Consider the following 23,996-nt stretch of genomic DNA (forward strand, 5'->3'; position numbering starts at 1 on the left):
CAGCAGCGCCTGATCTCCGCGAACGCTCGCGCCCCGCCGCAAGCGTGGTTGCCCGCGTTGCCAGATCAGTTGGCAGCCCCGCATCGCGGCGCCTCCCCGGCCACGCTCATGACGCGCCGCCGCCCGGGCGAACGCTGAGCGGCTCATGAAGGATGGAAGAGGCAGGCGGCTCGGCGAGGCGCTCCCCCGCGGAACCGCCGATGGGGCCGTGGCTTACGGACTGGAAGCGAGGACCGCGCGGACCGCGATCCCGAGGGAGGTCGTCGGGAAGATGCCGAGGACCATGACGAGCACGGCGGAGACGACCAGCGCCGCGTTGACGTAGCCCGAGCGCATCGGCCGGGCGATCGGCGCGCCCGGCGCCGGCTCGCGCATGTACATGAACACGAGCACCCGCAGGTAGTAGTACGCCGACAGCACGCTGTTCAGCAGCAGCGCCACGGACAGCGTGTACAGCTCGGCGCCCATCGCCGCCTTGACGATGTAGAGCTTGCCGAAGAAGCCCGCCGTCGGCGGCACGCCGGCCAGCGACAGCAGGAACAGCGAGAACGCGAGCGCCGCCACGGGGTGCCGCTTGCCGATGCCGGCGAGGTCCTCGTAGCTCACCGCCTCGGCGCCGCGGCTGCCGCAGAGGATGAGCGTGCCGAAGGCGCCGACCGTCGAGACCGTGTAGGCGAGCAGGTAGAACATCACGCTCGCCTGCGCGTCCTCGCTCGCGCGCGCCGCCGCCGCCACGCCGACGAGCAGGTAGCCGGCGTGCGCGATGCTCGAGTAGGCGAGCATCCGCTTCACCGACTCCTGCCGGCCCGCGATGAGGTTCGCCACCGTCATCGTGAGCAGCGCCATCGCCGTCACGGCCGGCGGCCAGCCGGCCGCCCACGACGAGAGCGCCGGGCCGCCGAACGCGCCGAGCAGCACGCGCAGCAGCGTCGCGAACGCCGCGCTCTTCACCGCCACCGCCATGAACGTGGTGGCCGGCGTCGGGGCGCCCTCGTACGCGTCGGGCGTCCACATGTGGAACGGCACCGCGCTCACCTTGAACGCCAGCCCGACGAGCACCAGCGCCGCCCCGAGGAGCAGCAGCGCCGGGTTCGGCGCCCTGTCCCCCGTCGCGCTCGCGATCGTGTCGCGGATCCCGGCGAGGTCCGTGTGCCCCGTCGCCCCGTAGATCAGCGCGCCGCCGTAGAGCAGCAGCGCCGCCGCGAACGAGCCGAGCAGGAAGTACTTGATCGCCGCCTCGCTGCTCCGCGGCGAGGTCCGGCGGAAGCCGGTCAGCGCGTAGGCCCCGAGCGACATCGTCTCCAGCCCGAGGAAGAGCGTCAGCAGATCCCCCGCGCCGGCGAGGATGATCGCGCCCACGGTCGAGAAGGTCAGCAGCGGGTAGAACTCCCCGCGGTCGAGCCGGTGCTCCGGGAGGTACCCGCCCGCGAGCAGCGACGCGAGCGCGCCGCCCAGGCAGAGCACGAACGAGAAGAACAGCGTGAAGCGGTCGATGATCAGGTAGGGGGCGAGCGCCTCGACCCCCTCCAGCGTCTCGGGGCCGACGAACCCGACCGCGCCCGAGAACACCGCCCCGGCGAGGAGCGTGATCGCCGTCCCGAGCGCGATGTCGGACGACGGGCCCGACTGGCGCTCGTGCGACTCCTCGCGGCGATGCGAGAACGCCTCCGCGATCATCAGCAGCGCCCCGCCGAGCGAGACGACGATCAGCGGTGAGACGGCGAGGAAGATCCCGTAGCTCATCGCGCCGCCTCCTCGCCGCGCGCGGCGAGCTTGCCGCCCGCCGGCGCCTGCCGATCGCTCCGGGCCTGCTCGTCCCCGCCCGCCGGCGCGCCCTCACCGGAGCGCTGCACGGGCGCCCCCTTGAGGAACGCGGGGGAGAACGTGTCCTCGGGCAGGAGCTTCGCGTTGTGTTCGTCCGCGAAGAGGATCGCCTGCCCGGAGACGACCTTGAACTGGTTGTAAGTAAACAGGACCGACTCCTTCATCCGATCGAGGAAGATCGCAGGGAACAGGCCGATCACGAAGATCATCAGGATCAGGGGCGAGAGCGCGAGCGCCTCGCGGGGCGTGACGTCGGGCAGGTGCCTGTTCTTCGGGTTCGTGAGCGGCCCGAAGAACATCTTCTGCACGACGCTCAGCATGTAGACGGCGGCGAGGATGACGCCCGCCGCGGCGCCCACGGTGTGGATCCCGCTGAACACCCCGAGGCGCTCGGAGGCGTACGTCCCCATGATGATCATGAACTCGCCGATGAACCCGTTGGTGCCGGGCACGCCGACCGAGGCGAACGTCACGATCAGGAAGAGCGTCGCGTAGACCGGCATCACCTTGGCGAGGCCGCCGAACTCGGCGACCTGGCGGGTGTGGCGGCGGTCGTAGATCACGCCGACCAGGAGGAAGAGCGCGCCGGTGGAGACGCCGTGGTTCACCATCTGGAGCACCGCGCCCTGGATCCCGCTCGGCGTGACGCCGAAGAGCCCCAGCATCACGTAGCCGAGGTGGGCGACCGACGAGTACGCCACGAGGCGCTTCACGTCCGACTGCTTCCAGGCGACGAGCGCGCCGTAGATCACCCCGCCGAGGATCGCGATCCCGGCCAGGTTGGCCGCCAGGCTGGAGGCCGGGCCGGGGAAGAGGCCCATCGAGAAGCGCAGGTACGCGTACGTCCCGATCTTCAGCATGACCGCGGCCAGGATGACCGAGCCCCCGGTCGGCGCCTGCACGTGCGCGTCCGGCAGCCACGTGTGCACCGGCCACATCGGCACCTTGATGAAGAACGCGATCGAGAACGCCCAGAAGCAGAGCATCTGGGTGCTGCGCGGCAGCACCACGCGCGAGAGCGCGAGGTAGTCGAAGGTGTAGGCCCCCGTGAGCTTCTGGTTCGCCCACACGAGGTACACGATGCCCGCGAGCATCAGCATCGAGCCCGCCATCGTGTAGATGAAGAGCTTGACCGCGGCCTTGATCTTCTCGACGCCGCCCCAGATGCCGATCATCACGAACATCGGCACCAGCATCAGCTCCCAGAAGAGGAAGAACAGGAACAGGTCGAGCGCGACGAAGGCGCCGAGCATCGCCCCCTGCAGGAGCAGGAAGCAGAAGCAGAGCTCCTTGATCCGGCTCTTGATCGAGCCGAACGACGCGTACGCCGCGATGGGCGCGATGAACGTCGTGAGCAGGACCAGCCAGAGGCTGATGCCGTCGATCGCGACGTGCCACCGGATGCCGAGCGCCGGGATCCACTCCTTGATCGACTGGAAGTGCCAGCCCTCCGTCATCGGCACGCTGAGGAGCCAGAGCGACGCCACGAAGCCCGCGCCGAGCACGGCCAGCGTGAAGCCGCGGAGCAGCGAGAGCATCTGCCGCGGCATGAACAGCACCGCCGCGGCCCCGACGAACGGCAGGCCGATGAGCACGTTGAGGAGCGACGACCACTCGCCGGACGCCGAAGCATCGGCCGCGGCCGCCCCCGTCGTCGCGTCGGACGGCCAGAGCCACTGCACGCTGAGCGTGATGAGCGCCGCGACGAGCCCGAGGGCGACCCGCTGCCACGTCGTGTACCCGGCGCTGCCGTGCGCCTCGCCGTGCGCGTGGTCGCCCCCGTGATGGTCGCCTCCGCCGTGGTGGTCGTCGCCGTGATCGCCGCCGCCGTGGTGATCGTCGTCGTCGCTCGCATGAGCGCCGTCCGCGTCTCGCCCGCGCCGCGGGAGGAGCCCTCCGGCGACGCCGGCGGCGAGCGCCGGCCAGTGATGGGTTACGAGGTCGAGCGCGCTCATTGCAGGCCTTCCGGCTTGATCTGGTCCTGGATCTGCTCCGCCGGGGGCGTCCCCGGGAGGAGCGTGGGCACGTTCGGGACCCTCATGGTGGTCGGGTCCGTCGGGGTCTTGCGGCCGGGCGGCCGGGAGAACGAGAAGGTCTCGGTCGCCTCGCGATCGAAGGCGTTGCGCACGCGGAGCACGACGTCCTTCTTCTCGCCGGGCTCGAGCTTCACGGTGACATCCGTGGCCTCGGAGAAGTCGCGCTGCGGCAGGCCGGGCGCCTCCCAGCGGTACCGGTAGCCGAGCCCCGGCGCCGCCGAGAGCCTCACCTCACCCGACCGGCGCAGCTCCGCGTCGTCGATGTTCGCGTCCGCGTGCGGCTTGACCATGAACCAGCCGACGCCGGCGAGGCCGACGACCATCGACGCGGCGTAGACCTGCACGCGGCCCGTCTGGAGCGCGCGCAGCACCGTGCCGAAGAACCCGACCACCGCCGCGGAGAGCTTCGCGATGACCCCGTCGATGATCCACTTGTCCGCCATCGTGAAGATGTCGGCCAGCGCGTCGACCATGCCCACGACCGTGGCGTTGTACAGCTCGTCGATCCGCCACTTGTCGTAGATGAGCCCGTGGAGCCGCGGGAACTGCTGGGCGAAGCGCCGCTCGGGCTCGCCGCGCCGGTTCCAGTACACGAGCATCGCCAGGCCGATGCCGGTGAAGCACGCGGCGACGCCGGGCAGCATCATCGGCCACATCAGCCCCTTCGCCGCCTCGCGCTCCGTGACCGCGCGCTCCGTCAGCGAGAACACCGGCTCGAGCAGGTGCGCGAGCGGCGCGAACGCGTGGGAGTGCGTGAGGTGCACGAGCGGCTCCGCCATCAGGAAGCCGGCGAAGACCGACAGCGCTCCGAGCACGATGAGCGGGATCGTCATCGGCAGCGGCGACTCGTGCGGCACCGGGCCCTCGAGCTTCTCGCCGGGCGCGTGCGCGTGGTGGTCGTCGTGGTGGCCGTGCGGGTGCGGATCCTTCCAGCCGCGCACGATCGTCCAGCCGCGGAACTCGCCGTGGAACGTCAGGAAGTAGGCGCGGAACATGTAGAAGGCGGTCATCGTCGCGGCCACGATGCCGACGACGTAGATCGCCGGGCCGAGCCACTCGGGCCACTGCCACACCGGCTGCCCGCGCGTCGACACCGACTCGATCCGGCTGGAGAAGGCGCGCCACAGGATCTCGTCCTTCGACCAGAACCCGGCGAACCCGGGGAAGCCCGCGATCGAGAGGCACGCGAGGAGGAAGGTCCAGCGCGTCAGGGGCATGTGCTCCCTGAGGCCGCCCATGTTCCGCATGTCCTGGGACTGGTCGGTGTCGTGGATGCGCGCGTGCATCGCGTGGATCACCGAGCCGGCGCCGAGGAAGAGGCAGGCCTTGAAGAAGGCGTGCGTGAGGACGTGGAAGAAGCCGGCGGCGAACGCGCCGACGCCCACGCCGATGAACATGAAGCCGAGCTGGCTCACCGTGGAGTAGGCGAGCACCTTCTTCAGGTCGTTCTGGAAGAGCCCGATCGAGGCCGCGAAGATCGCCGTGAGCACGCCGGTCACCGCGACCACCGCCATGGCGAACGGCGACAGCACGAACACCGCCGAGAGCCGGGCCACGAGGTACACGCCCGCGGTCACCATCGTCGCGGCGTGGATGAGCGCCGAGACCGGGGTCGGGCCGGCCATCGCGTCCGGCAGCCAGATGTAGAGCGGGATCTGCGCGCTCTTGCCGGCGCAGCCGAGGAACAGCGCGAGCCCGATCAGCGTCGACGCGTACATGAGCACGGGCTGCGCCGGGACGATGAAGCTCAGGAAGCCCGGCACCGTCGCGGCCGACATGTTGCCGATCGGCCAGACCTTCACCGCGGAGAGCAGGTTGCCCGCGTTCGCGGCGATGCCGTCGAAGTTCAGCGTGCCCGAGTAGTAGGCGAGCATGGCCATCGCGACGAGGAGGCCGAAGTCGCCGATGCGGTTCACGACGAACGCCTTCTTGCCGGCGCTCGCGTTCTTGTCGTCCTTGAACCAGAAGCCGATGAGCAGGTAGCTGCACATGCCGACGCCCTCCCACCCCACGAAGAGGACGGCGAGGTTGTCGGCCATGATCAGCACGAGCATCGAGAAGCAGAACAGGTTCAGGTACGCGAAGAACCGGTAGTAGCCCGGGTCCTCGCGCATGTACGCGGACGAGTAGAGGTGGATGAGGAAGCCGACGCCGGTGACGACGAGGATCATCGTCCCGCTCAGGCCGTCGACGCTGAAGGCGACGTCGATCGGGATCGACTGGCCCATCCGGCCGGTGATCGAGAACCAGCGCCAGGCGGTCCAGGTGAGCTTGCCGCCCTCGTGCGGCAGCAGCAGGAACGTGGTGACGGCCGCAAGGAAGGCGCCGCCGAGCGCGGCGAGCGCCATCAGCCGGACCGCGTCCTTGCCGAGCCGCTTGCCGAAGAGGCCGTTCACGAACGCGCCGAGCGCCGGCAGGCCGAGCACGACCGCGAGCAGCGCGAACTCGGACGCGGGGAATAACGTTCTCAGGGCTTCCACGCTAACTCCTCAGGAGATCGGCGTCGTCCGAGCGCATCGTCTTCCGGATGCGGTAGAACGCGAGCACGATCGCGAGACCCACGGCGGCTTCAGCCGCCGCGATGGCGATGACGAAGAAAGTGAAGATCTGCCCGGCGTGGTCCTGCGGGTGCACCCGGTTGTACGCGACGAGCGTGAGGTTCACGGCGTTGAGCATCAGCTCGATGCTCATCAGGAGGACCAGGAGGTTCCTGCGCAGCAGGAAGCCCATCGACCCGATCACGAACAGCACCGCCGCGACAACGAGGTAGTACTCGATGGGGACGGAGATCATGACTTCGACTCCTTCGTCGACATGGTGAAGTGGCCCGTGAGGGCGCCCGGCTGCGCGTCCGGCGTCGCGGCGTCGCGCACCGGGACCTGATCGCGCGGGTCCGGCGAGCCGGCCGCGGCCGGCGTGGCCGGCAGCAGCGTCGGGTCGACCTGCTTGCCGCGGGCGACGGCGACGGCGCCGACCACCGCGACGAGGAGCAGCGCGCCCGAGAGCTCGAACGGCACGATCCCCTTCGTGAAGAGCTCGTGCCCGAGCGCGTCGATGGTCCCGAGCGACTCGGGGGCGGGCGGCAGGGCGGTCACCCCGGGCTTGCCGGCGCTCGCGGCGAGGAGCAGCGCGCCGATGCTGCCCGCCGCGAAGACGCCGGCGCCGATGTAGCGCGGCACCGCGGTGCGGGCGTCGCGCGGCGACGTCGCCGACGGGCCGAGGAGCATGATCACGAAGAGGAACAGGATGACGACCGCGCCCGCGTACACGAGGATCTGGATCGCGGCGAGGAACTCCGCGGCCAGCATCAGGTAGAGGCCCGCGATGCCGACGATCGACGTGAGCAGGCCCATCGCGCCGCGGATCGGGTTCCTGGCCGCGACCGTGGCCAGGCCCCCGAGGAGGACCAGCAGCGACGCCAGCCCGAAGAAGGCGAATTCGAAGATTTTCACGGCGAGAGCACCCCTGTCGACGAGCGGCCCTTGGTCTGTATGTACGCCTCGAACTCCTTGCGGAACTTCCGCAGGAACCCGAGCGCGGGCATCGCCGTGCCCTCGCCGAAGGCGCAGATGGTGTTGCCCATGATGTTGTCGGCGATCTCGTGGAGCCGATCGAGCTCCTCGATCGTCCCCTCCCCGTGCACGATGCGGTCGAGGATCCGGTGGATCCAGGCGCTGCCCTCGCGGCACGGGGTGCACTGGCCGCACGACTCGTGGCGGTAGAAGCGCATCAGGTTGTGCATCGCGAGGACCGGGCACGCCTTGTCGCTGAGGACGATGGCGCAGCAGGTCCCGAGCATCGTCCCGAGCGAGCGGAACGTGTCCACGCCGAGCGGCACGTCGAGCACGCTCTGGCCGTGCCAGGGGTGGAGCGGCGACTTCTCGTTCGGCGCGTTGACCACCTCGTCGGCGCGCAGGATCGGGCACGAGGAGCCGCCCGGGATGACCGCGAGCAGCTTGCCGTGCTTCACGCCGCCGCCGAAGTCGTAGATGAGATCGCGCAGCGTGACGCCGACGCACGCCTCGAAGATCCCCGGGTTGTTCACGTGGCCGCTCACGCCGAAGAGCCGGCAGCCGCCGTCCTTCAGGTGGTGCAGCGAGGAGAGCTTCGAGAAGTTGTCGCCCCCGAGCTCGAGCGCCGTGGGCACCGCGGCGATCGTCTCCAGGTTGTTCACGGTGGTCGGCATCCCGAACGCGCCGAACTGGGCGGGGAACGGCGGCTTGAGCCGCGGCTCGCCGCGCTTGCCCTCGAGCGAGTTGAGGAGCGACGTCTCCTCGCCGCAGATGTAAGCGCCGGCGCCGGTGTGGACGTAGACCTCGACGGGGTAGTCGATCCCGAACGGGCGCTTGCCGAGGTAGCCCTTGGCGCGCGCCTCCTCGATGGCCTCCCAGAGCCGCGCCTTCGAGAGGTGCAGCTCGTCGCGCACGTAGATGTACGCGGCGTGGGCGCCGATCCCGAAGCAGCCGATGATGCACCCCTCGACGACCGCGTGAGGGTTCTTCTCCATCAGCGTGCGGTCCTTGAAGGTGCCGGGCTCGCCCTCGTCCGCGTTGATGACGAGGTAGTGCGGCTTCTCGGGCTTCGGGGGCCACGGCATGAAGCTCCACTTCACGCCCATGGCGAAGCCGGCGCCGCCGCGGCCGCGGATGTTGGCCGCCTTCATCTCCTCGACGAGCGCCTCGCGCGTCATCCCGAGGGCGCGCTTCGCCTGCTGGTAGCCGCCGCCCCTCTCGTACACCGACAGCCTGTGGCCGTCGGGCGTGTCGTAGTTCTTGGTCAGATAGCGCGTCAGCCGGAGCATCTCGTCACCTCGTCAACCGATCGAGGATCGCGTCCACCTTCTCGAGCGTGAGGCCCTCGTGGTAGTCGCGATCGACCTGCATCATCGGGGCGGTGCCGCACGACGCGAGGCACTCTGCGGTGCGCAGCGTGACCTTGCCGTCCTGGGTCGTCTCGCCCACCCGGATCCCGAGCCGCTTCTCGCAGTGGTGCAGCACCGCGTCCGCGCCGTTGAGCGCACAGCTCAGCGTCCGGCAGACCCAGACCTGGTGCTTGCCAACGGGTTCCTTGTTGAAGAGCGTGTAGAAGGTCGCGACGCCCTGCACGTGCGCCGTCGGGAGGCCGAGCTGCTCGGCGACCCAGCGGAGCACCCGCTCGGAGACCCACCCCTCCTGGCTCTGGCAGAGGTGGAGCACCGGGATGCACGCGGCCTGGCGGTTCGGGTAGCGCGCGAGGATCTTGTCAAACTCGATCTTCCGCTCGGCGCTGAGGGCAAACTGTTCGGTCATGGCGGCTGTTGGCACGGTCCGCTGGCTCCCTGGGCGCGCCGCGCTCGCGGCGTGCCCGCTTCGACATGCAGTGGGGGACCCCGGAACGCGGGTCCTTCCAAGCGAGGGGTCCGCCCGGCGGGGCCGGGCGCTACCTCGTGCGCCCCCTGTGTAGAGGCGCCCGCCGGAGGCGGACAGCCCCGCGCACCGGCGGCCGGGCATTCGGTTATCCGTCGCACGGAGCCGTTCCCGAGGCGCGGGCACGCTAGTGAGCGACGGTGGTCACTGTCAAGGCGCGCCGGGGGGAAACCTACAGCGGATAACAGAAAGCCTCCGGGTGCCCAAGAAAGGTGGTGCCTGGGGCACACAGCCAGCCGGCCGGGCTGCCGCGGCCAGGGCGCGGCGCGGCGGGGTGGCGCGGCGAATCCTCCCAGTGAATCCGGGGGGTTCCACGCTCACCTTTCGAGGAGCAGGTGGTCGCCGGGGCGCAGGTGGTCGCCGGCTGATGACGAGGGGGTGTTCTTCCGGCTGCGACCAGCGGTGATCGCCGACGTCGTCAGGAGCAGCTCAACGCCCTGGTTTTCTGGCGGAGAACGCGTAGCCTCGGCGGACGTTCGCAGCGTTCTTCGTCTTTCACTTGAGAACGGGAGCGCGCTTCAACTACCCTCCGCGCCCATTCACGCGCGCAGGGCGCGGACATGCGGTGCAGCGAACCCCCCTCCGGAGGTGGTGCGTGTTCTGTCCGAATTGTGGGACGCAAAACTCGGAAACGGCGTCCACGTGCACGAAGTGCGGCTTCAACCTGAAGGGAGCGGCCGCGCCGAAGTTCAAGGGCACCATGCTCATGAGTCAGCCCTCCGGGGCGGGCGCGGGCCCGCGGGCCCCGGGGGCGCCTCCGCCTCCGGCGCCGCCCGCTGGCGCTCCGCCGGGCATGCCCGCCGGCATCCCGGCCCCGCCGCAGGGCCTCGCCGGAACGGTGGTCGGCGTCCCCCCGGCGGGGCTCGGCGCCTCGGCGGGTCCGCCGCCTGCTCCGCCTCCTCCCGGGATGGGCTACGGCTCGCCCTCCCCCGGGGCACAGCAGCCGTCCGGCCCGGCCTTCGGCGGCGCGGCCGCGAGCCCGTCCGGCGGCTATGCGCCGTTCGGCCAGCAGCCCAACCAGGGCGTGAACCCGCTCGGCGGCACGATGGCGATCGACCAGCTGCCCGGGTATAGCGGTCCGGGCGGCCAGCAGCCGCAGGGCGCGCCGCCCGGCGCGTTCCCGACGCCCGGCGGTAGCTACGGCCAGCCTCCGCAGGGTGGCGCGGGCGGGAACCCCTTCGGCTCGCCCCCTGGGCAGGACCCGCTGGGCGGCCCCGGCGGCGCGTCTCCTGGTTATGGCCAGCCGCCCGGCGGCTACGGCCAGCCGCCCGGTGGTGGTTACGGCCAGCAGCCCGGCGGTTACGGTCAGCCGCCCGGTGGTGGTTACGGCCAGCAGCCCGGCGGCTACGGTCAGCCGCCCGGTGGTTACGGCCAGCCGCCGCAGCACAGCGCCAGCGGCTACGGTCCGCCTCCGGGCCAGGACCCGCAGGGCGGTTACGGCAGCCCCCAGGGCGGCGGCTACGGCAGCCCCCAGGGCGGCGGTTACGGCAGCCCCCAGGGCGGCGGTTACGGCAGCCCCCAGGGCGGCGGCTACGGCAGCCCCCAGGGCGGCGGCTACGGCAGCCCCCAGGGCGGCGGTTACGGCAGCCCCCAGGGCGGCGGCTACGGCGCCCCCGCCCAGGGGACGAGCGATCCAGGCGCCTACGGCGGGTCGCCCGCCGGCGGTCAGCTGGCGGCGCCCGGTCAGTTCGGCCAGGCGGGCAGCAACCTGGGGGTGTACGGCGGCAGCGGCTCGCTGGCGCCGGGCGGCGCGCGGGGCGAGACGCGCAACCCGATCACGGTCTGCGTGATCGGCATGGTTTGCTTCGTCTACGCCATCTGGCAGCTCTGGGCGATGCTGAACGAGCTGCAGGCGACGACCAAGGACCCCGAGTTCAAGCCCTGGTACGTCTTCATCCCGCTGCTCAACTACTACTTCCTCTGGGTGAAGGTGCCGGAGCAGGTGACCAAGGCCAAGCAGATGGCCGGCTCGCGCAACCCGCAGGCCGAGGGCATCGTGCTCTACATCTTCCTGCCGCTCTACGCGCTCGCGAAGGACCTCAACGAGGTCTGGGACCCGAACGCCGCGTAGCGCGCTCCGCCGTTCCCCGCCGTTGTCCCTCCCGACCGCCGCCCCCTCGCCCGCTCCGCCGGCCCCATCCCGGTGGAGCGCGGCGACCCCGCGCGGTCGCGCGGCGCGCCTCGGCGCGGTGGCGGCGCTGCTCGGGCTGCTGGTCGCGTGCGGCGTCCCGATCTGCCCGTTCGCGATCGTCACCCGCCACCCCTGCCCCGGCTGCGGCCTCACGCGCGCGACCCTCGCCCTCGCGCACGGCCGCGTGGCCGAGGCGCTGCACTTCCACCCGCTCTCCCCGATCATGGCGCCGCTCGTGATCGCCGCGCTCGCGTACAACGCGGCGATCTACGTGAAGGACGGCCGCGTCGCCGCGGCCGAGTCGGTGCAGGGCGCGTGGGTGACGCGGCTCGGCGTCGCGCTGGCGGTCCTGATGGTCACCGTCTGGGTGGCGCGCTTCTTCGGCGCGTTCGGCGGCCCCGTCCCGGTCTAGAGCGGTTTTCAGCCGGAATCGGTACACCGCCTTCCGTCTTCCGTCTTCCGTCTTCCGTCTTCCGTCTTCCGTCTTCCGTCTTCCGTCTTCCGTCTTCCGTCTTCCGTGCTCGTCCTTCGTGCGCGTGCGCGTGCGCGTGCGCGATTCCCCGGCGTCAGCGAGCACGCGCACGCGCACGCGCACGCGCACGGGAAAGGCAGACGGAAGACGGGGGACGAGAGACGAGAGACGAGGGACGGGGGACGGGGACGAGAGACGAGAGACGAGAGACGAGAGACGAGAACCGAGGGACGTCTGCATGAAACCCGAGCGAAAACCGCTCTAGTACCGCTCCGCACCCAGGCGCCCGCGCGGCTCAGTCGCCGCGGACGCGGAGCGCCTCGCCGCGGCGGCGCGGCGCCGGGCGGAGCAAGCGCCCGGCGTGGGCGCCGCGCCTCGGCCACCCGCGCGGGGGCCGCAGGAGCGGGACGCCCCCGGACACGCCGACGCGCAGCAGCACCTCGTACGCGCGCTCGAGGTCGCAGCCGATGACGTCGAGCTGCTCGTCCGTGAGGCCGCGCTTCGCCTTCGGGAAGAGGAAGCCCTCCTCCTCGTCCGCGTGATCGGTGAACACGTCCCGCAGCAGCTTGAGGCGCGCCTCGAAGCGCACGTCGGTCGCGCGCGTGCGCAGCAGGTTGTCCGCCGCGAAGCGCGCCAGGCCGTGCTTCTCGTATGCCTCGTGGAGCGGCTTCTTGTCGTCGCCCATCCGCTCGGCACACACCGGGTAGAGGTACGTCTGCTCGATGCGGACGTGCGCGTCGATCATCCGGGAGAGCTGCGCGACCATCGAGGTCCGGAGGCCCGGGCTGGGCTCGGCGGCGATGCGCGCCATCAGGGCGCCGAGTTCGAGATGCTGCTGCTCCAAGAGATCGAGTGCGTCCATGGGGTTCCCCTCGCGTGAAGCTCACCGCGCCGCGTCGCAGCCCTTGAGCAGCGCTTGCACAGCCCGGATCGCGGTGCTGCGCGGCGCGGTGCAGGCGGCATCGTCGTGGCAAGGAGCGGGCCGGCGCTCGGCGAGCGTGCCGCGCGCGGCGTGCCGGACGCGCTGCGCGCTCGCCGAGCGCCGGGGCGCCGCGAAGCGGACGCCGGGGTGCGGAGCGGGGCGGAGCCCCGAGGGAGCTACGCCCGCGCGGCGGAGAGCGCGGCGCGCATCGCCGCGGCGCCGGGGAAGCGGTTGTCGGGGTGCTTCGACAGGGCGCGGGAGAGCACCTCGTCGAGCACGCGCGGGACATCCCGGCGCTCCCGCCGGAGGGGCACGGGCGCGGAGCGCACGATCGCGACGAGCACGTCGAGGTCGCCCCGCCCCCGGAAGGGGAGCTTGCCCGAGAGCGCGTAGTAGATGAGCAGCGCGGCGGCGAACAGGTCGCTCCGCTCGGTGATGGCGCGGCTGCGCATCGCCTGCTCCGGCGACATGAACAGCAGGGTGCCCACGAGCGACCCCGGGCTGTCCGGCGTCACGCCGTCGCCCGTGTCCACGCCGGGCTCGTGCGCGAAGCCCAGGTCGATGAGCTTGACCGCCGGCACGCCCTCCCCTGCCCCGGCGCCCGGCGCCTGGGGGACGAGCAGGATGTTGCCCGGCTGGAGGTCGCGGTGGACGACCTTCGCCGCGTGCATGGCCGCGAGGCCGGCGAGGATCTGGTCGGCGACGGCGAGCGCGCGGGCGAGCGGCAGGGGGCCGTTGCGCCGCACCTCCTCCGCCAGGGTGACGCCCTCGAAGAGCGGCATGAGGAAGAACGGGCGCCCATCGTCGAGGCGCCCCTCGCCGAGCACAGGGCAGACGTTCGGGTGATCGATGCGCCGGGCGAGCTGCACCTCCCGGGCGAACCGGCCCTCGAGGCCGGAGTCCCCCGCGTGCACGCGCCGGAGCACCTTGAGGGCGACCGGCTCCCCGGTCGCGACCCGGCGGGCCGCGTACACAGCGCCCATCCCCCCCTCGGCGATCAGCCGCTCGATGTGCAGTCCCTGCTCTGTACGGCCGACGAGCGGATCGGCCGCAGCGGTCCCACACGACTGCAGTCCTGCTGCAGCGCCCCCCGCCGCCGCGGCGCGCCCCGCCGGGTGCGCCCCCGCCGCCGCCTCGCGGTCGCGGCCCGCGTGGCGGACGATGCCGGAGCGGGGAGGCCGCTCCGACGCGGGCTCGCGGTCGTCGGCGATCGGGTCGGGAAGTACCTCAGCAACCGCGGACCGGTCCCTGGCTGTACCGGGTGAGCGATGGAGGTGGCTGCCAGGATTCACGTAGAGAACCTCGTCAGAAATTACCTGACGAGTGTCCATGGTCCACGCCCTCCAGGCAAGCGGATTGGCGACTGAAACGACCATCTCGGGTCGAATGCCTCTCGCGCTTATGTCCCGTTTCTACTCAGTTTTTGCCCGGACAAAGCGAACCGCCCGAGGCGTTTCGGGCCTGTCGGGGAAATCCTGAAAGAATTTGTGTCCCGATCGCCGTTACCATGACAGCGTACTCAATGACCACAGGGTGGGGGCGGTGATCCATGGCGAAGCGCCTTGATCTCATCCTCGTGATCGACGTGGAATCGACCTGCTGGGACGGCGACCCGCCGCGGGGCGAGGAGAACGAGATCATCGAGATCGGCGTGTGCACGCTGGAGGTCGCCTCGGGCCGGCGGCGCGACCGGCGGTCGATCCTGGTGCGCCCCGAGCGCTCGCGCGTGAGCCCGTTCTGCACGTCGCTCACGACGCTGACGCAGGCGGACGTGGACGCGGGGGTCTCGTTCAAGGAGGCGTGCGCGATCCTGCGGGGGGAGCTCAGGGCGCAGGACCGCCTCTGGGCGAGCTACGGCGACTACGACCGGCGCATGTTCGAGCGGCAGTGCCAGGCGCGGGGCGTGCCGTTCCCGTTCGGGCCGAGCCACCTCAACGTGAAGAGCCTGTTCGCGGTGACGCACGCGCTGTCGCGCGAGATCGGGATGGCCGAGGCGCTCGAGCGCGTGGGCCTGCCGCTCGCGGGCACGCACCACCGGGGCGGCGACGACGCCTACAACATCGCGGGCCTGCTCGCGCACCTCCTGCTGGCCGCGCGGCGGTGACGCCGGGCGCGCCGCGGTGAGGCCGGGCGCGCGGCGCGCTCAGGCGACCGGCGCGGCCTCGGGCACCTCGGGATGCGCCCCTGCCGCCTGCCCGGTGGCCTCGCCGGGGGGCGGATCGCCCGCTGCCGCGGCGCCGGCGCGCCGGGGCGCTCGCTCCGCGTCGCCGAGGGCGGGCGCCATGGCCGCGGCGGGCGGCACGGTGGCGGCGGCGAGGAGGTACGCGAGGCCCGCGCCGAGCAGCAGGGCGCTGTAGCCGAGGTTCATCGCGCAGAGGGCGCCGAGGGCCATGGCCGCCGCGCCGGCGAGGGCGCCGAGCGCCCAGCACAGGGGGAGCAGCGCCGGCGAGACCGCCGAGACGAGCTTGACCCCGAGCGGCGCGAGCGAGCCCGCGAGCAGGCCGAACGGCACGAGGAGGGCGAGGGCGAGGACCGCGCGCGGGAAGGACCCGAGCCCGAGGCTCCACCGCGTGAGCGGGACGAGCCCCACCGCCGCGAGCGCCGCCGCCACGACGAGCGCCTCGGTCACCCGCGCGGTGGCCCCGGCCGCGACGCTCGGCGCCACCCGGGCGGTGAGCAGGCCGCCGAGGCCGGCCGAGACGAGGAGGACCACGAGGGCGGCCGGGAGCTCGTGCGACGGCAGGTCGAGCAGGAGGAGCGCGTGCCGGAAGACGGCGAGCTCGACCAGCGCGAACCCCGCGCCGATCGCGGCGAAGAACGCGAGCGCGCGCCGGCCGCCGCCTCCGGCCCGACCACGCGGCGGCGGGGGCGCGGCGGCGGCCGCGTCGCCGCGCCGGAGGAGGCGGCCGGCGCGCGCCGCGACCGCCGGGAGCAGCGCCGCGAGCGCGAAGAGGCCCGAGGCGACGGCGAGCAGCGCCGCGAGCGCGAAGACGGCCGTGTTCTCGGCGCGGAGCGCCTTCCAGTCGCCGAGCAGCGCGGGCAGGCGGCGCGCCGGGACGGCGTAGGAGAAGAACGGCCTGTCGTCGGTCGGCGGCGTGAGGTCGGTCCGCGCGTCGGGCGCGGCGGCGCGCGCGTCGGCCACCGCGACGAGCCGGTCGCGGACCGGGGTCTGCGGGCGGTCGGGGGCGAAGGCCTCCGAGAACTTGTGCCGGCGGCAGTGGCGGCGCAGCGCCTCGATGTCCGCGCGCGAGAGCGGGGTGCGCCGGACGAGGAGCGCGGTCCGCTGCGCGGCGCTGCACGCGAAGAGGTGGTCCTTCGGCGCGGCCGCGCCGGCGCGGCGCAGCGCCGCGGCCGCGAGGGCGAGCAGGCGATCGAAGTCGCCGTCCGCGCGGCTCACGACCAGCGTCCCCTCGGGCAGGAGGCGCGCCAGGAAGTCGCCGACCCCCTCGACCGTGGCGAGCCGGCTCTCCGACAGCGCGAGCGCGCCGGTCGATGACGCCTCGGCGGTGTCGGCCGACGGGATCACGATGTTCCTGAAGAGCAGCGGCGCGCGCCGGGCGAAGCTCCGCCCGTCGCCCATCACGAGGTGGACCTCGGGCTTGTCGAGCAGGTGGCCGTTGAACTCGGCGTACCGCCCGCGCATCACCTCGACGACGCCGCGGTCGCTCTCGACGGCGTACACGTCCTTCTGCCCGGCCTTGAGCGCGGCGCGCAGGTCGCGCCCGCCCCCGGCGCCGACGACGAGCGCGGGGCCCTGGTCGCGGTGGAGCGCGTAGGCCATGTCCTCGGGCTGCGGCGGCGGCGTCGTCTTCGCGTCGAGGATGGGGCTCGCCGCGACGCTGTCGATCCGCATCATCGCCGTGCCGGCCCGCGGGCGGTCGACGGTGATCAGGGAACGCTCGCTCCAGGCCTCGTGCTCGGTCCGGTCGGGGGACGTCCGGCGGAGCCCGGGGAGCTTGAGCCACGGGGCGCCGACGTCGCCGGCGAGGAGCACGAAGCTGCCGAGCACGAACGTGGCGACGAGGCCGCCCTGGGCGCGCTGCTCGCCGTCGCGGCCGCGCGACGCGAGGTAGAAGAAGACGCCCGCCACGGCGAAGAAGATCGCCGCCGCGAGCGCGGCGCGCGGCGCGCCGGCGCGGAGGGCGGCCGCCGCCGCGAGCCCGCCGAGGGCGCCGCCGACGAGGTCGAGCAGGTAGAGGCGGGGCATCTCGGCGGCGGCGTGGCGGATCGCGGCCGCGAGCGCGAGGCCCGCGAGCGCGAACGGGACGGTGCACGCGGCGTAGACGAGCGCGAGCCACGGGAGCGACCCCGGCGCGGGCCCGCGCTGCGCGAGCAGGATGATCGCGGCGAGCGTGGCGCCCGACGAGAGCGAGGACAGCGCCGCCATGCGGGCGAAGAGCGCGGGCGGGCAGACGAGCGACGGGGCGAGGTAGAGCAGCGCGCCGCCCACGCCCGCGCCGACGAGCGACAGCGAGAGCGTGACGAACGCGTGGGGCTCGCCGAACATCGCCGCGTTGATCCGCGCGAGCGAGATCTCGAGCAGGACCGTGGCGCACGCGAGGGCGGCGACGCCGCTGAAGAGGCCGCTCCGCTGGGAGACCCGCATGGGCCCGCTCCTACCACAGCGCGAAGCGGTCGCTCACCTCTCTCGACCGAGCGGGGCGAGCGGCCAGGGCGCGAGCAGGGGCACCGGGCCGCTCGGCCGGGAGCCGGGCGCGCCGCCCGGGCGCGGCGTCGCGGCCTCCGCGGCGCCCCGCGGCGGGGGGTCGGCCGGGCGGTGCGGCGGGGCGCCGCTCTGGCGGCCCAGGCGCGGCGCGGCTGCGCCGCTCTGGCGGCCCAGGCGCGGCGCGGCCGCGCCGCTCTGGCGGCCCAGGCGCGGCTCGGCCGCGCCGCTCTGGCGGATCGCGCGCGCGCACTCGTCGACCGTGAGGCGGCGCGGGCCGTAGGCCGAGGCGTTGGCCGCGTCGGCGTCCATCAGCCGGGTCGGGGTGTCGATCCCGAAGTCGTCCGGGTGCCCCGGCTCGTCGAGGAGCACGTGCCCGAGCTCGTGCGACAGCGCGAACGAGGCGCGGTCGGCGCGCAGGCCGGCGCGGTCCTCGATGATCGTGTTCCGGATCGCCCCGCCGTCGGCGAAGATGAACGACTCGCCGATGCGCCCGCCGCCGGCGAAGCTCGGGACCATCACGACGTCGACGGTCGCGGGGTCGCCGTCGTCGAACGCCTTGAGCAGCGCGCGCTCCTCCACGGTCCCGGCGATCGCGTCCGTGTCGCTGAAGTGCTGGAGGCCGTCCTCGAGCTCGACGCCGCCGATGCACGCCGTGAGCGTGGCGTCGGTGCTCACCGCGCCGGACGCCGGCGGCTCGATCGTCGCGAGCGCGCCGCCCGGGCGCCGCACGAGCACGTCGGTGGTCCCGTGGGCGCCCGCGCCGATGACGGGGTTGTCGGAGAGGCGCACCGAGAACCCGGCGGCGCCGATCGCCGCGGCGACGGCCCGGGCCGCGGCGTCGGGGCGCGTGCGGGGCGCGATCGCCGCGGTCACCTCGTGGCCGTCGACGCGCACCCGGATCGCGCCGCCGCTCGCCGGCAGCCCGTGGTCGCAGCCGATCGCGAGCAGGTGCGGGCGCGGCGGGTCGACGAAGGTGATGTCGAGCTCCTCCAGCGGGCCGAAGCTCACGCCGCACGCGCCCCAGAGGGCGTTCGCGCGCTCGACCTCCGCGCGCGCGATGGCGATCGCGCCCGCGTCGTCCCCGCCCATCGGCGGCGGCCCGCCCGCGCGCGGGCGCACCATGAGGATGCGGAGGCGCGCGCGCGTGCGCCCGAGGGGGCCGAGCGGCGAGCTGCGCGGGCCGGCGATGCGGATCATCTGGAGCTTCGGCCCGCCGGGCAGGGCGGCGACGAGCGCCCCGCCGACCTCGCCCTTCAAGGAGCGATCGGCGATCATCGGGTGGTTGCGATCGATGTCGTCCGCGACCGCGCGGATGGGCCGCGTCGAGCCGCACACGAGCCCGGGCGCGACGTCCGGGGGGCACGGGACGTGGCCGAGCGGCACGCTGGACAGGCGGTCGATCACCTTGCCGGACGGCGCCGCGGAGTGGACGTCGAGGGTCAGCGGCAGGTCGTCCGCCGCGCCGATCACGAGCAGGCGGATCGCGTCGGGGTCGTCGAGGTTCCCGAACGGGTCGTCGCCGAGCCGGTCCGGGGGCGTGCGCTGCAGCGAGGCGTGGGAGCGCGCCATGTCGATGCGCCGCCCGGCGCCGTCGATGGCGCGGACCTCGAACGCGCTGATGGACAGCGTCTTGTCGCCGAGCGCGACCTCGCTGCGCCCTGCCCGGACCGCCTGGAGCTCGACGCGGCGGGCGCCCGCGGGGATCGCGCCGCCGGGCGGGACGGGGCTGCCGTCGGCCAGGAGCCGCACGCCGGCCGGGATCGACGCGGGCCGCTGGTCCGGGCCGCCCGCGCCGCGCGGCGCGCGCAGCGGGAGGAGCTCCGGCGACGGCGGCACGCGCGGCTGCTCGCCGTCGGGCACGCCGTCGGCGTCGTCGTCGTCGAGGTCGACGACCAGCACCGCGGGCCCCGCCTCCGCGGCGGAGCTCGGGCGGACGACGAGCGCGCCGAGGAGGACCGAGAGTGCAGCCAGCCGGCGGTTCATGATCTGTTCTCCCTGCCCGCTCGCGCTCGCTCGGGCAGCCTCCTCTGCGGCAGTCTATCGCGCCTTCGGTCGAGCGCCGCTCGCGCCCGCGCGGACGGCGCGAGCCGTCGGGAGCCCTCCGATGGCGGTGCGTCCGGCCCCGCACCACGTGGCGCGTCATGGTCAGCGTCAGCGCGGTCATCTTCGACGTCGACGGGACGATCCTCGACTCGGTCGATCTGCACGCGGCCGCCTGGCAGCGGGCCTTCCGGCGGTTCGGCCGGGAGGTCCCCCGGGAGCGGCTGCGCGCCCACGTGGGCAAGGGCGCGGACCAGCTGCTGTCGGTGGTCCTCACGCCCGAGGAGATCGGCTGGATCGGCGCCGGGGTCACGGCGCTGCACGACGGCATCTACGCGCGCGAGCTCCTCCCGGGCGCGCGCGCCTTCCCGAAGGTCCGCGAGCTGTTCGAGCGCATCGCGCGCGACGGGCGCCGGATCGTCCTCGCCTCCTCGGCGCCGCGCGGCGCGCTCGACGCGAGCATCGAGCGCGCGCGGGTGGGCGATCTGGTCTCGTGGACCGTGTCGGCCGACGACGCGGACCGGTCGAGGCTGCACCGCGACGTCTTCGAGGCGGCGCTCGACCGGCTGGGCAGCGTCGATCCGCGCGAGGTCGCGATCGTCGGCGACGCGCCGTCCGACGCCGAGGCCGCGTCGAAGCTCGGCCTCTTGACGGTGGGGCTGCTCTGCGGGGGCTTCCCCGAGATGGAGCTCCTCGAGGCGGGGTGCGCGGCGATCTACCGCGACCCGGAGGACCTGCTCGCGCGGTACGGCGCGTCGCCGCTCGCGCCGCCCCGGGAGCGGCTCGCGTCGTAGCGGCGCCGCCCGGGCGCGGGGCGGCGCGGGCGGGCGGGCGCGAGGCGGGAGCTCAGGAGGCACCGGGGGCGCGCTCGGAGCGGGCCGCCGGGGCGCGCTGGCTCTCCGGCGCGGCGAGCTGCTCCCGGAGGGCTCGTCGCTGCGGGTCGTCGACGGGCGACGCGGTGGTCGAGCCGTCGCGGAGCTCCACCGAGTAGACGGCATCGGGCGGCAGGAGGTCGAGGAGCGCGGGGCTCGCCGTCGTGAGCAGGATGTGGCGCTGGGCCGAGGCGCCGCGCAGGTAGTCGAGCAACGCCGGCAGCGCGCCGCGGTCGACGCCCGCGTCGGGGTGCTCGAAGCCGGCGAGCACGAGCGGGGGCTCCTGCGAGAGGGCCGTGACCATTGCGGCGAGCCGCAGCGTCGCGTCCGGCTCGTCCGAGGCGGCCCGCCAGCGCTCGCGCCCGTCGGCGTCGACGCCGTGGCGCAGCTCCGGGACGAGGAACCCGCCGGACGAGACCGCGCGGGTGCCGTCGACGTCGCCGGTCACCTGGGACAGCCCGGCGAGGAAGCTGTCCTTCCAGCGCTCTTTCTCGAGCGCGCGGAGCACGGAGCCCCAGTTCTCGCCGCCCGCGCGCAGGCGCCGGGAGGCGCTGATCTTCTGGGGCGCGCGGAGGGGGCGCGGCGCGAGGGAGTAGATGACCGCCCGGCGCAGCTCGTCGAGCATGGGGGTGAGCGGTCCATCGGAGAGCAGCGGCAAGACGAGCCTGGCGCCGCTCACGGCGATGGGCGCGACCCCGCGGTAGGCGAGCGTGCCGCTGCGCCCCTTGTCCTTGCGCGAGAACCCCTTCGGGCTGCCCTTCAGCCGGTCGAAGGAGACCTCGGGCGGGCCGCTGCCGGCGTCGAAGACGTCGCGCACGCCCGGCTTGACGAGCCGCGTGAGCGCGCTGCGCTGCCACCACGCGGCCGTCTCGCTCTTGACGCGCGTCTCGCCGTCCCGGTCCCCTGGCGCGAGCTGCACGAGCCAGAACCCGTGGCCCTCGGTCCTGGAGACCGCGACGCCGAGGGTGGTGAGGGCGCCGTCGCGGTGGGGCCGCTGGAGCGCGCCGCCGCGACGGCTTGCCGCCGCCTGGTCGAGCGCCCCGTTGGCGCACTCGGCGAGGAACCGGACGGCGTCGATCAGGCAGCCCTTCCCGGCGCCGGGCGGGCCGACCAGCGCGGTGAGCGCCCCGAGCGTCAGCTCGAGGCCGGCCCCGACGGTGCCGTAGTTGCTCACGTAGATGTGGGTGATCATTGCGGCACGGAGCCTCGGCTCGAGGGCGTCCATCCCCCTTTCCGCGCTGCGCGATCGCTGGCCGAGCCGGCTGGATCGTGCTCACGGGATGCCGGAACGGTCGCCAGGATCACCGGAGCGACGTCCCGGGACAGCCGAGCCGCCTTCCGGGACAGCCGAGCCGCCTTCCGGGACAGCCGAACACCCTTCCGGGACATGGCGCGCCGCTCCCGGGAGGCGTCGCGCTGCGTGCCAGGGACGCCGCGCCGCGCGCCGGGGACATCCGGCCGGACCGGGAGAGGCACCGTGGATGCAGCGCTCTCGCCAGCATGGGAACGAGCCGGCGTCAGGGCCGCGAGCCGCCCGTCTCGGGGCGGCACGACGCGGCCTTCGGTACCGTCCTGAAGATCTCCGATGCACCCCACCCGACGACGATCATCGAACGCCTCGTCGGAGATGACCGCAACAAGATCCTTGCAGAAGAAGCGCTACCCCCACGCCGCGAGGCGGCCGCGCTCGGAGGATGGTAAGGCCCGGTACGGAACCGCGGCGGCGCGCCGGGGACCGCGCGCTACGGTCGCGGAGGCGGGTAGACCCTGAGAGCACCGGGCGCGGCGAGGAACCGCAGCGCGTTCTCGATCGTGCGGAACGACCTCGCCTGCGACGCGCGCAGCGCGTTGAAGTCGATCCACTGGGTGAGCTTGAGCTGGTCGAGCGTGGGCTTGTAGGCCTTGCCCGGTGGGAAGCGCTTCGAGAGCCACCCCTTCACGTCGCGGATGCTCTCGGGATCCTCCGGGCACGTCGTGCCTTCTACGACGCGCACGCCGGGCCGGATCTCCCGGCCCGCCATGAGGTGGATGCAGGGCAGGAACCACGCCTCGAACTCGCGGTGCGCCAGCACCACAGCAGCAGGAAAGGGCAGGCTCGCAGCAGCGACCCACGCCGCGGTTTCGGGTCCCGCCGTGGCCGGGCATCCGTCGTCCTCATCACGGAGCAGCAACGCGAACGTGCAGTCGCGCTCGCTGCGCAGAAGCTCGCAGGCTTGCAGCACGCCGGCGCGGGTGTTGAGCGCCTTGCCGCGCTTCGGTGCTCCCCAAACCGCATGCGGCAGCCCGAGGTCGGCCCAGAGCCGGATGACCAGGTTCCTCGCCGCCTCGACCTCACCGTGGCCCTCGACGACCAGGTAGGTCTTACCCATCGCGCTCGGATCCCTCGGGGCGGAGGCCTTCGGCGTGGAGAAGGTCGCTCGTCGACATCAGGCGCTTGCGCACGATCTCGCGCTGCCGCTCCTCGACGCGCACGACCGTGGTCGCGCCGCTGCGCCGCTCCACCACGCGGACGTCATCGATGGGCACCAGATCCAGGAGGTCGGGGCTGTGCGTCGTGAGCAGGATCTGGCTGCGCGTCGACGCTTCCTTCAAGAAGTCGAAGAGGAGTGGGATCGCGCCCGGGTGCACGCCGAGCTCCGGCTCCTCGAAGCCGAGGAGCGCCGGCGCGGGCTCCTGGAATAGCGCCGTGAGAAGGGCCGCGACGCGCAGGGTACCGTCCGATTCCTGCGCAGCACCGTGCCAGCGCTCGCGCCCCTGCGCGTCGACGCCGTGGCGGAACTCCGGGATCAGGAACCCTCCCGCCTCCGTGACGCGGTACTCGTCGATGTCCGAGGCGATGCGCCCGAGGGCAGCGACGAGCTCGGCCTCCCAGGTTGTTCGATCGAGCGCCCTCAAGGTCGAGGCCCAGTTGCTGCCCTTCGTGCTCATCGGCTTGGATGGATCCGGGTGCTGTGGAGCGCGCAATACGTCCGGGAACAGCGAGTAGATCGCGACCCTGCGCAGCTCCTCCATGAGCGGAGCGAAATGAGAGGAGCCCGCCGGGGCGAGAAGAGGGATCTGCGAAGAATCGTGGCGAAAGGACGATGGAACTTCCAGGTACCAATGTCCTTTGTGCGTGACGAAGAGCTGCGGCGCCGGAAACTCGGCGTCCTCGTTCGGCGTGGTGCCGTGCGTGTGGTTGCCGAGGAGCGTTCTTCGTTCCTCCTCGGTCCACATGTCCTCGGGCCTATCGAGGAGCTCAAAGATGTGAGTTCGGGTCCTGGGATCGGGCGCCTTCCCTGGGAACCACACCGCGCGCTCGCGCTTCACGCACAGCCCGCCGTACTCATCGGCCGACGTGAGCGTGAAGCCCCAGATGCCGGCCCCCTGCTCGCGCTCGATGTGCACCTCAAGGAGCACATCGGTGGACTCACGGGCATTTCCGTAGCGCAGCGCATCGAGCCCGTGCCGAACAGCAACCGGTCTGTCGATCCCTCCGCTCGCGCACTCGGCGAGGAACCGCAGCACATCCGCGACGTTGCTCTTGCCCGAAGCGTTCGGCCCCACGAGGACGGTCATCGCCCCGAGCTCGAGCTCGATCCGCTCCCCGATGCTGCGGAAGTTACGGGCGCAGATCCTGGTGATCATC

The 23,996-nt window shown here is 73.0% G+C and carries 18 protein-coding genes and 2 pseudogenes; 6 read left to right on the plus strand and 14 right to left on the minus strand.

The genetic code is table 11. From position 1 onward, the window contains the following. Positions 1–213: 213 nt before the first annotated feature. The 7 genes from WME89_RS26830 to nuoE are packed head-to-tail and all read right to left on the minus strand — an operon-like array spanning position 214 to position 9,148. Positions 214–1,743, minus strand: coding sequence for an NADH-quinone oxidoreductase subunit N (locus tag WME89_RS26830; RefSeq protein WP_438002570.1), 1,530 nt, complete (start codon positions 1,741–1,743; stop codon positions 214–216). Further along, positions 1,740–3,779, minus strand: a complete 2,040-nt coding sequence (locus WME89_RS26835) for a complex I subunit 4 family protein (protein WP_438002571.1) — start codon at positions 3,777–3,779, stop codon at positions 1,740–1,742. Before WME89_RS26835 ends, WME89_RS26830 begins: the two co-directional genes overlap by 4 nt. Then, positions 3,776–6,340: an NADH-quinone oxidoreductase subunit L gene (gene nuoL / locus WME89_RS26840; protein WP_438002572.1), complete on the minus strand. Its 2,565-nt coding sequence runs from the start codon at positions 6,338–6,340 to the stop codon at positions 3,776–3,778. The genes WME89_RS26835 and nuoL overlap by 4 nt, the downstream gene beginning before the upstream one ends. Before the next feature lies 1 nt (position 6,341). Continuing rightward, the gene (gene nuoK, locus WME89_RS26845) at positions 6,342–6,653 is read right to left on the minus strand and encodes an NADH-quinone oxidoreductase subunit NuoK (RefSeq protein ID WP_129576749.1); all 312 of its coding nucleotides are present in this window, start codon (positions 6,651–6,653) and stop codon (positions 6,342–6,344) included. Further along, a complete protein-coding gene (locus WME89_RS26850; protein WP_437617446.1) occupies positions 6,650–7,312 on the minus strand; it encodes an NADH-quinone oxidoreductase subunit J family protein in 663 nt (220 codons plus the stop codon). Before WME89_RS26850 ends, nuoK begins: the two co-directional genes overlap by 4 nt. Further along, positions 7,309–8,661 carry an NADH-quinone oxidoreductase subunit NuoF gene (gene nuoF / locus WME89_RS26855; protein WP_438002573.1) on the minus strand — a complete coding sequence of 451 codons (1,353 nt, stop codon included), beginning with the start codon at positions 8,659–8,661 and terminating at the stop codon, positions 7,309–7,311. Before nuoF ends, WME89_RS26850 begins: the two co-directional genes overlap by 4 nt. A gap of 4 nt (positions 8,662–8,665) precedes the next feature. After that, positions 8,666–9,148: an NADH-quinone oxidoreductase subunit NuoE gene (gene nuoE, locus WME89_RS26860; protein ID WP_436619306.1), complete on the minus strand. Its 483-nt coding sequence runs from the start codon at positions 9,146–9,148 to the stop codon at positions 8,666–8,668. A 712-nt stretch (positions 9,149–9,860) separates the two neighbouring features. On the opposite strand from nuoE, the pseudogene WME89_RS26865 reads away from it, so the two are divergent. The 4 genes and pseudogenes from WME89_RS26865 to WME89_RS26880 all read left to right on the plus strand — a co-directional run. After that, positions 9,861–9,926: pseudogene (locus tag WME89_RS26865) on the plus strand (zinc-ribbon domain-containing protein); the annotation flags it as partial. A 39-nt stretch (positions 9,927–9,965) separates the two neighbouring features. Further along, positions 9,966–11,336, plus strand: coding sequence for a hypothetical protein (locus WME89_RS26870; RefSeq protein WP_438012087.1), 1,371 nt, complete (start codon positions 9,966–9,968; stop codon positions 11,334–11,336). Positions 11,337–11,358: 22 nt separating this feature from the next. Next, positions 11,359–11,808: a DUF2752 domain-containing protein gene (locus tag WME89_RS26875; protein ID WP_438002574.1), complete on the plus strand. Its 450-nt coding sequence runs from the start codon at positions 11,359–11,361 to the stop codon at positions 11,806–11,808. Next, positions 11,809–11,925, plus strand: a pseudogene (locus tag WME89_RS26880) (hypothetical protein); the annotation flags it as partial. It lies immediately after the preceding gene. Positions 11,926–12,163: 238 nt separating this feature from the next. Here the strand turns inward: WME89_RS26880 and WME89_RS26885 are convergent. Both WME89_RS26885 and WME89_RS26890 read right to left on the minus strand, forming a co-directional pair. Further along, on the minus strand, positions 12,164–12,730 hold the full coding sequence (locus WME89_RS26885; RefSeq protein ID WP_438002575.1) for a hemerythrin domain-containing protein: 567 nt from the start codon (positions 12,728–12,730) through the stop codon (positions 12,164–12,166). Positions 12,731–12,966: 236 nt separating this feature from the next. Further along, entirely contained in the window at positions 12,967–14,082 is a 1,116-nt protein-coding gene (locus WME89_RS26890; RefSeq protein ID WP_438002576.1) for a serine/threonine-protein kinase, read from the minus strand. 257 nt (positions 14,083–14,339) lie between these two features. Here WME89_RS26890 and WME89_RS26895 point away from each other — a divergent pair, with 257 nt between their 5' ends. Beyond that, positions 14,340–14,894, plus strand: coding sequence for an exonuclease domain-containing protein (locus tag WME89_RS26895; RefSeq protein WP_438002577.1), 555 nt, complete (start codon positions 14,340–14,342; stop codon positions 14,892–14,894). Between the two features lie 39 nt (positions 14,895–14,933). Here the strand turns inward: WME89_RS26895 and WME89_RS26900 are convergent, their stop codons facing one another. Together WME89_RS26900 and WME89_RS26905 are read right to left on the minus strand one after the other, a co-directional pair. Then, positions 14,934–17,396 carry a hypothetical protein gene (locus tag WME89_RS26900; protein ID WP_438002578.1) on the minus strand — a complete coding sequence of 821 codons (2,463 nt, stop codon included), beginning with the start codon at positions 17,394–17,396 and terminating at the stop codon, positions 14,934–14,936. 33 nt (positions 17,397–17,429) lie between these two features. Then, complete coding sequence (locus WME89_RS26905) at positions 17,430–19,439, minus strand: hypothetical protein (RefSeq protein ID WP_438002579.1); 2,010 nt, start codon at positions 19,437–19,439, stop codon at positions 17,430–17,432. A gap of 158 nt (positions 19,440–19,597) precedes the next feature. On the opposite strand from WME89_RS26905, the gene WME89_RS26910 reads away from it, so the two are divergent. Then, positions 19,598–20,290, plus strand: coding sequence for an HAD family hydrolase (locus WME89_RS26910; RefSeq protein ID WP_438002580.1), 693 nt, complete (start codon positions 19,598–19,600; stop codon positions 20,288–20,290). Positions 20,291–20,342: 52 nt separating this feature from the next. Here WME89_RS26910 and WME89_RS26915 read toward each other — a convergent pair whose 3' ends face one another. The 3 genes from WME89_RS26915 to WME89_RS26925 all read right to left on the minus strand — a co-directional run bounded on the left by WME89_RS26915 (position 20,343) and on the right by WME89_RS26925 (position 23,995). After that, on the minus strand, positions 20,343–21,560 hold the full coding sequence (locus tag WME89_RS26915; RefSeq protein ID WP_438002581.1) for an AAA family ATPase: 1,218 nt from the start codon (positions 21,558–21,560) through the stop codon (positions 20,343–20,345). 550 nt (positions 21,561–22,110) lie between these two features. Further along, positions 22,111–22,737, minus strand: coding sequence for a DUF4276 family protein (locus WME89_RS26920; RefSeq protein ID WP_438002582.1), 627 nt, complete (start codon positions 22,735–22,737; stop codon positions 22,111–22,113). Next, positions 22,730–23,995 carry an AAA family ATPase gene (locus WME89_RS26925; protein ID WP_438002583.1) on the minus strand — a complete coding sequence of 422 codons (1,266 nt, stop codon included), beginning with the start codon at positions 23,993–23,995 and terminating at the stop codon, positions 22,730–22,732. Before WME89_RS26925 ends, WME89_RS26920 begins: the two co-directional genes overlap by 8 nt. Position 23,996: the final 1 nt, after the last annotated feature.

Source organism: Sorangium sp. So ce321 (genome assembly GCF_051530195.1).
Lineage (GTDB): Bacteria > Myxococcota_A > Polyangia > Polyangiales > Polyangiaceae > Sorangium.

Coding starts and splice junctions, on each gene's coding strand:
- WME89_RS26915 (WP_438002581.1), bottom strand. CDS start 21,560: ATGATCACCCACATCTACGTGAGCAACTACGGCACCGTCGGGGCCGGC.
- WME89_RS26925 (WP_438002583.1), bottom strand. CDS start 23,995: ATGATCACCAGGATCTGCGCCCGTAACTTCCGCAGCATCGGGGAGCGG.
- nuoF (WP_438002573.1), bottom strand. CDS start 8,661: ATGCTCCGGCTGACGCGCTATCTGACCAAGAACTACGACACGCCCGAC.
- WME89_RS26920 (WP_438002582.1), bottom strand. CDS start 22,737: ATGGGTAAGACCTACCTGGTCGTCGAGGGCCACGGTGAGGTCGAGGCG.
- WME89_RS26895 (WP_438002577.1), top strand. CDS start 14,340: ATGGCGAAGCGCCTTGATCTCATCCTCGTGATCGACGTGGAATCGACC.
- WME89_RS26830 (WP_438002570.1), bottom strand. CDS start 1,743: ATGAGCTACGGGATCTTCCTCGCCGTCTCACCGCTGATCGTCGTCTCG.
- WME89_RS26905 (WP_438002579.1), bottom strand. CDS start 19,439: ATGAACCGCCGGCTGGCTGCACTCTCGGTCCTCCTCGGCGCGCTCGTC.
- nuoE (WP_436619306.1), bottom strand. CDS start 9,148: ATGACCGAACAGTTTGCCCTCAGCGCCGAGCGGAAGATCGAGTTTGAC.
- WME89_RS26910 (WP_438002580.1), top strand. CDS start 19,598: ATGGTCAGCGTCAGCGCGGTCATCTTCGACGTCGACGGGACGATCCTC.
- WME89_RS26835 (WP_438002571.1), bottom strand. CDS start 3,779: ATGAGCGCGCTCGACCTCGTAACCCATCACTGGCCGGCGCTCGCCGCC.
- WME89_RS26900 (WP_438002578.1), bottom strand. CDS start 17,396: ATGCGGGTCTCCCAGCGGAGCGGCCTCTTCAGCGGCGTCGCCGCCCTC.
- WME89_RS26885 (WP_438002575.1), bottom strand. CDS start 12,730: ATGGACGCACTCGATCTCTTGGAGCAGCAGCATCTCGAACTCGGCGCC.
- nuoK (WP_129576749.1), bottom strand. CDS start 6,653: ATGATCTCCGTCCCCATCGAGTACTACCTCGTTGTCGCGGCGGTGCTG.
- WME89_RS26870 (WP_438012087.1), top strand. CDS start 9,966: ATGCTCATGAGTCAGCCCTCCGGGGCGGGCGCGGGCCCGCGGGCCCCG.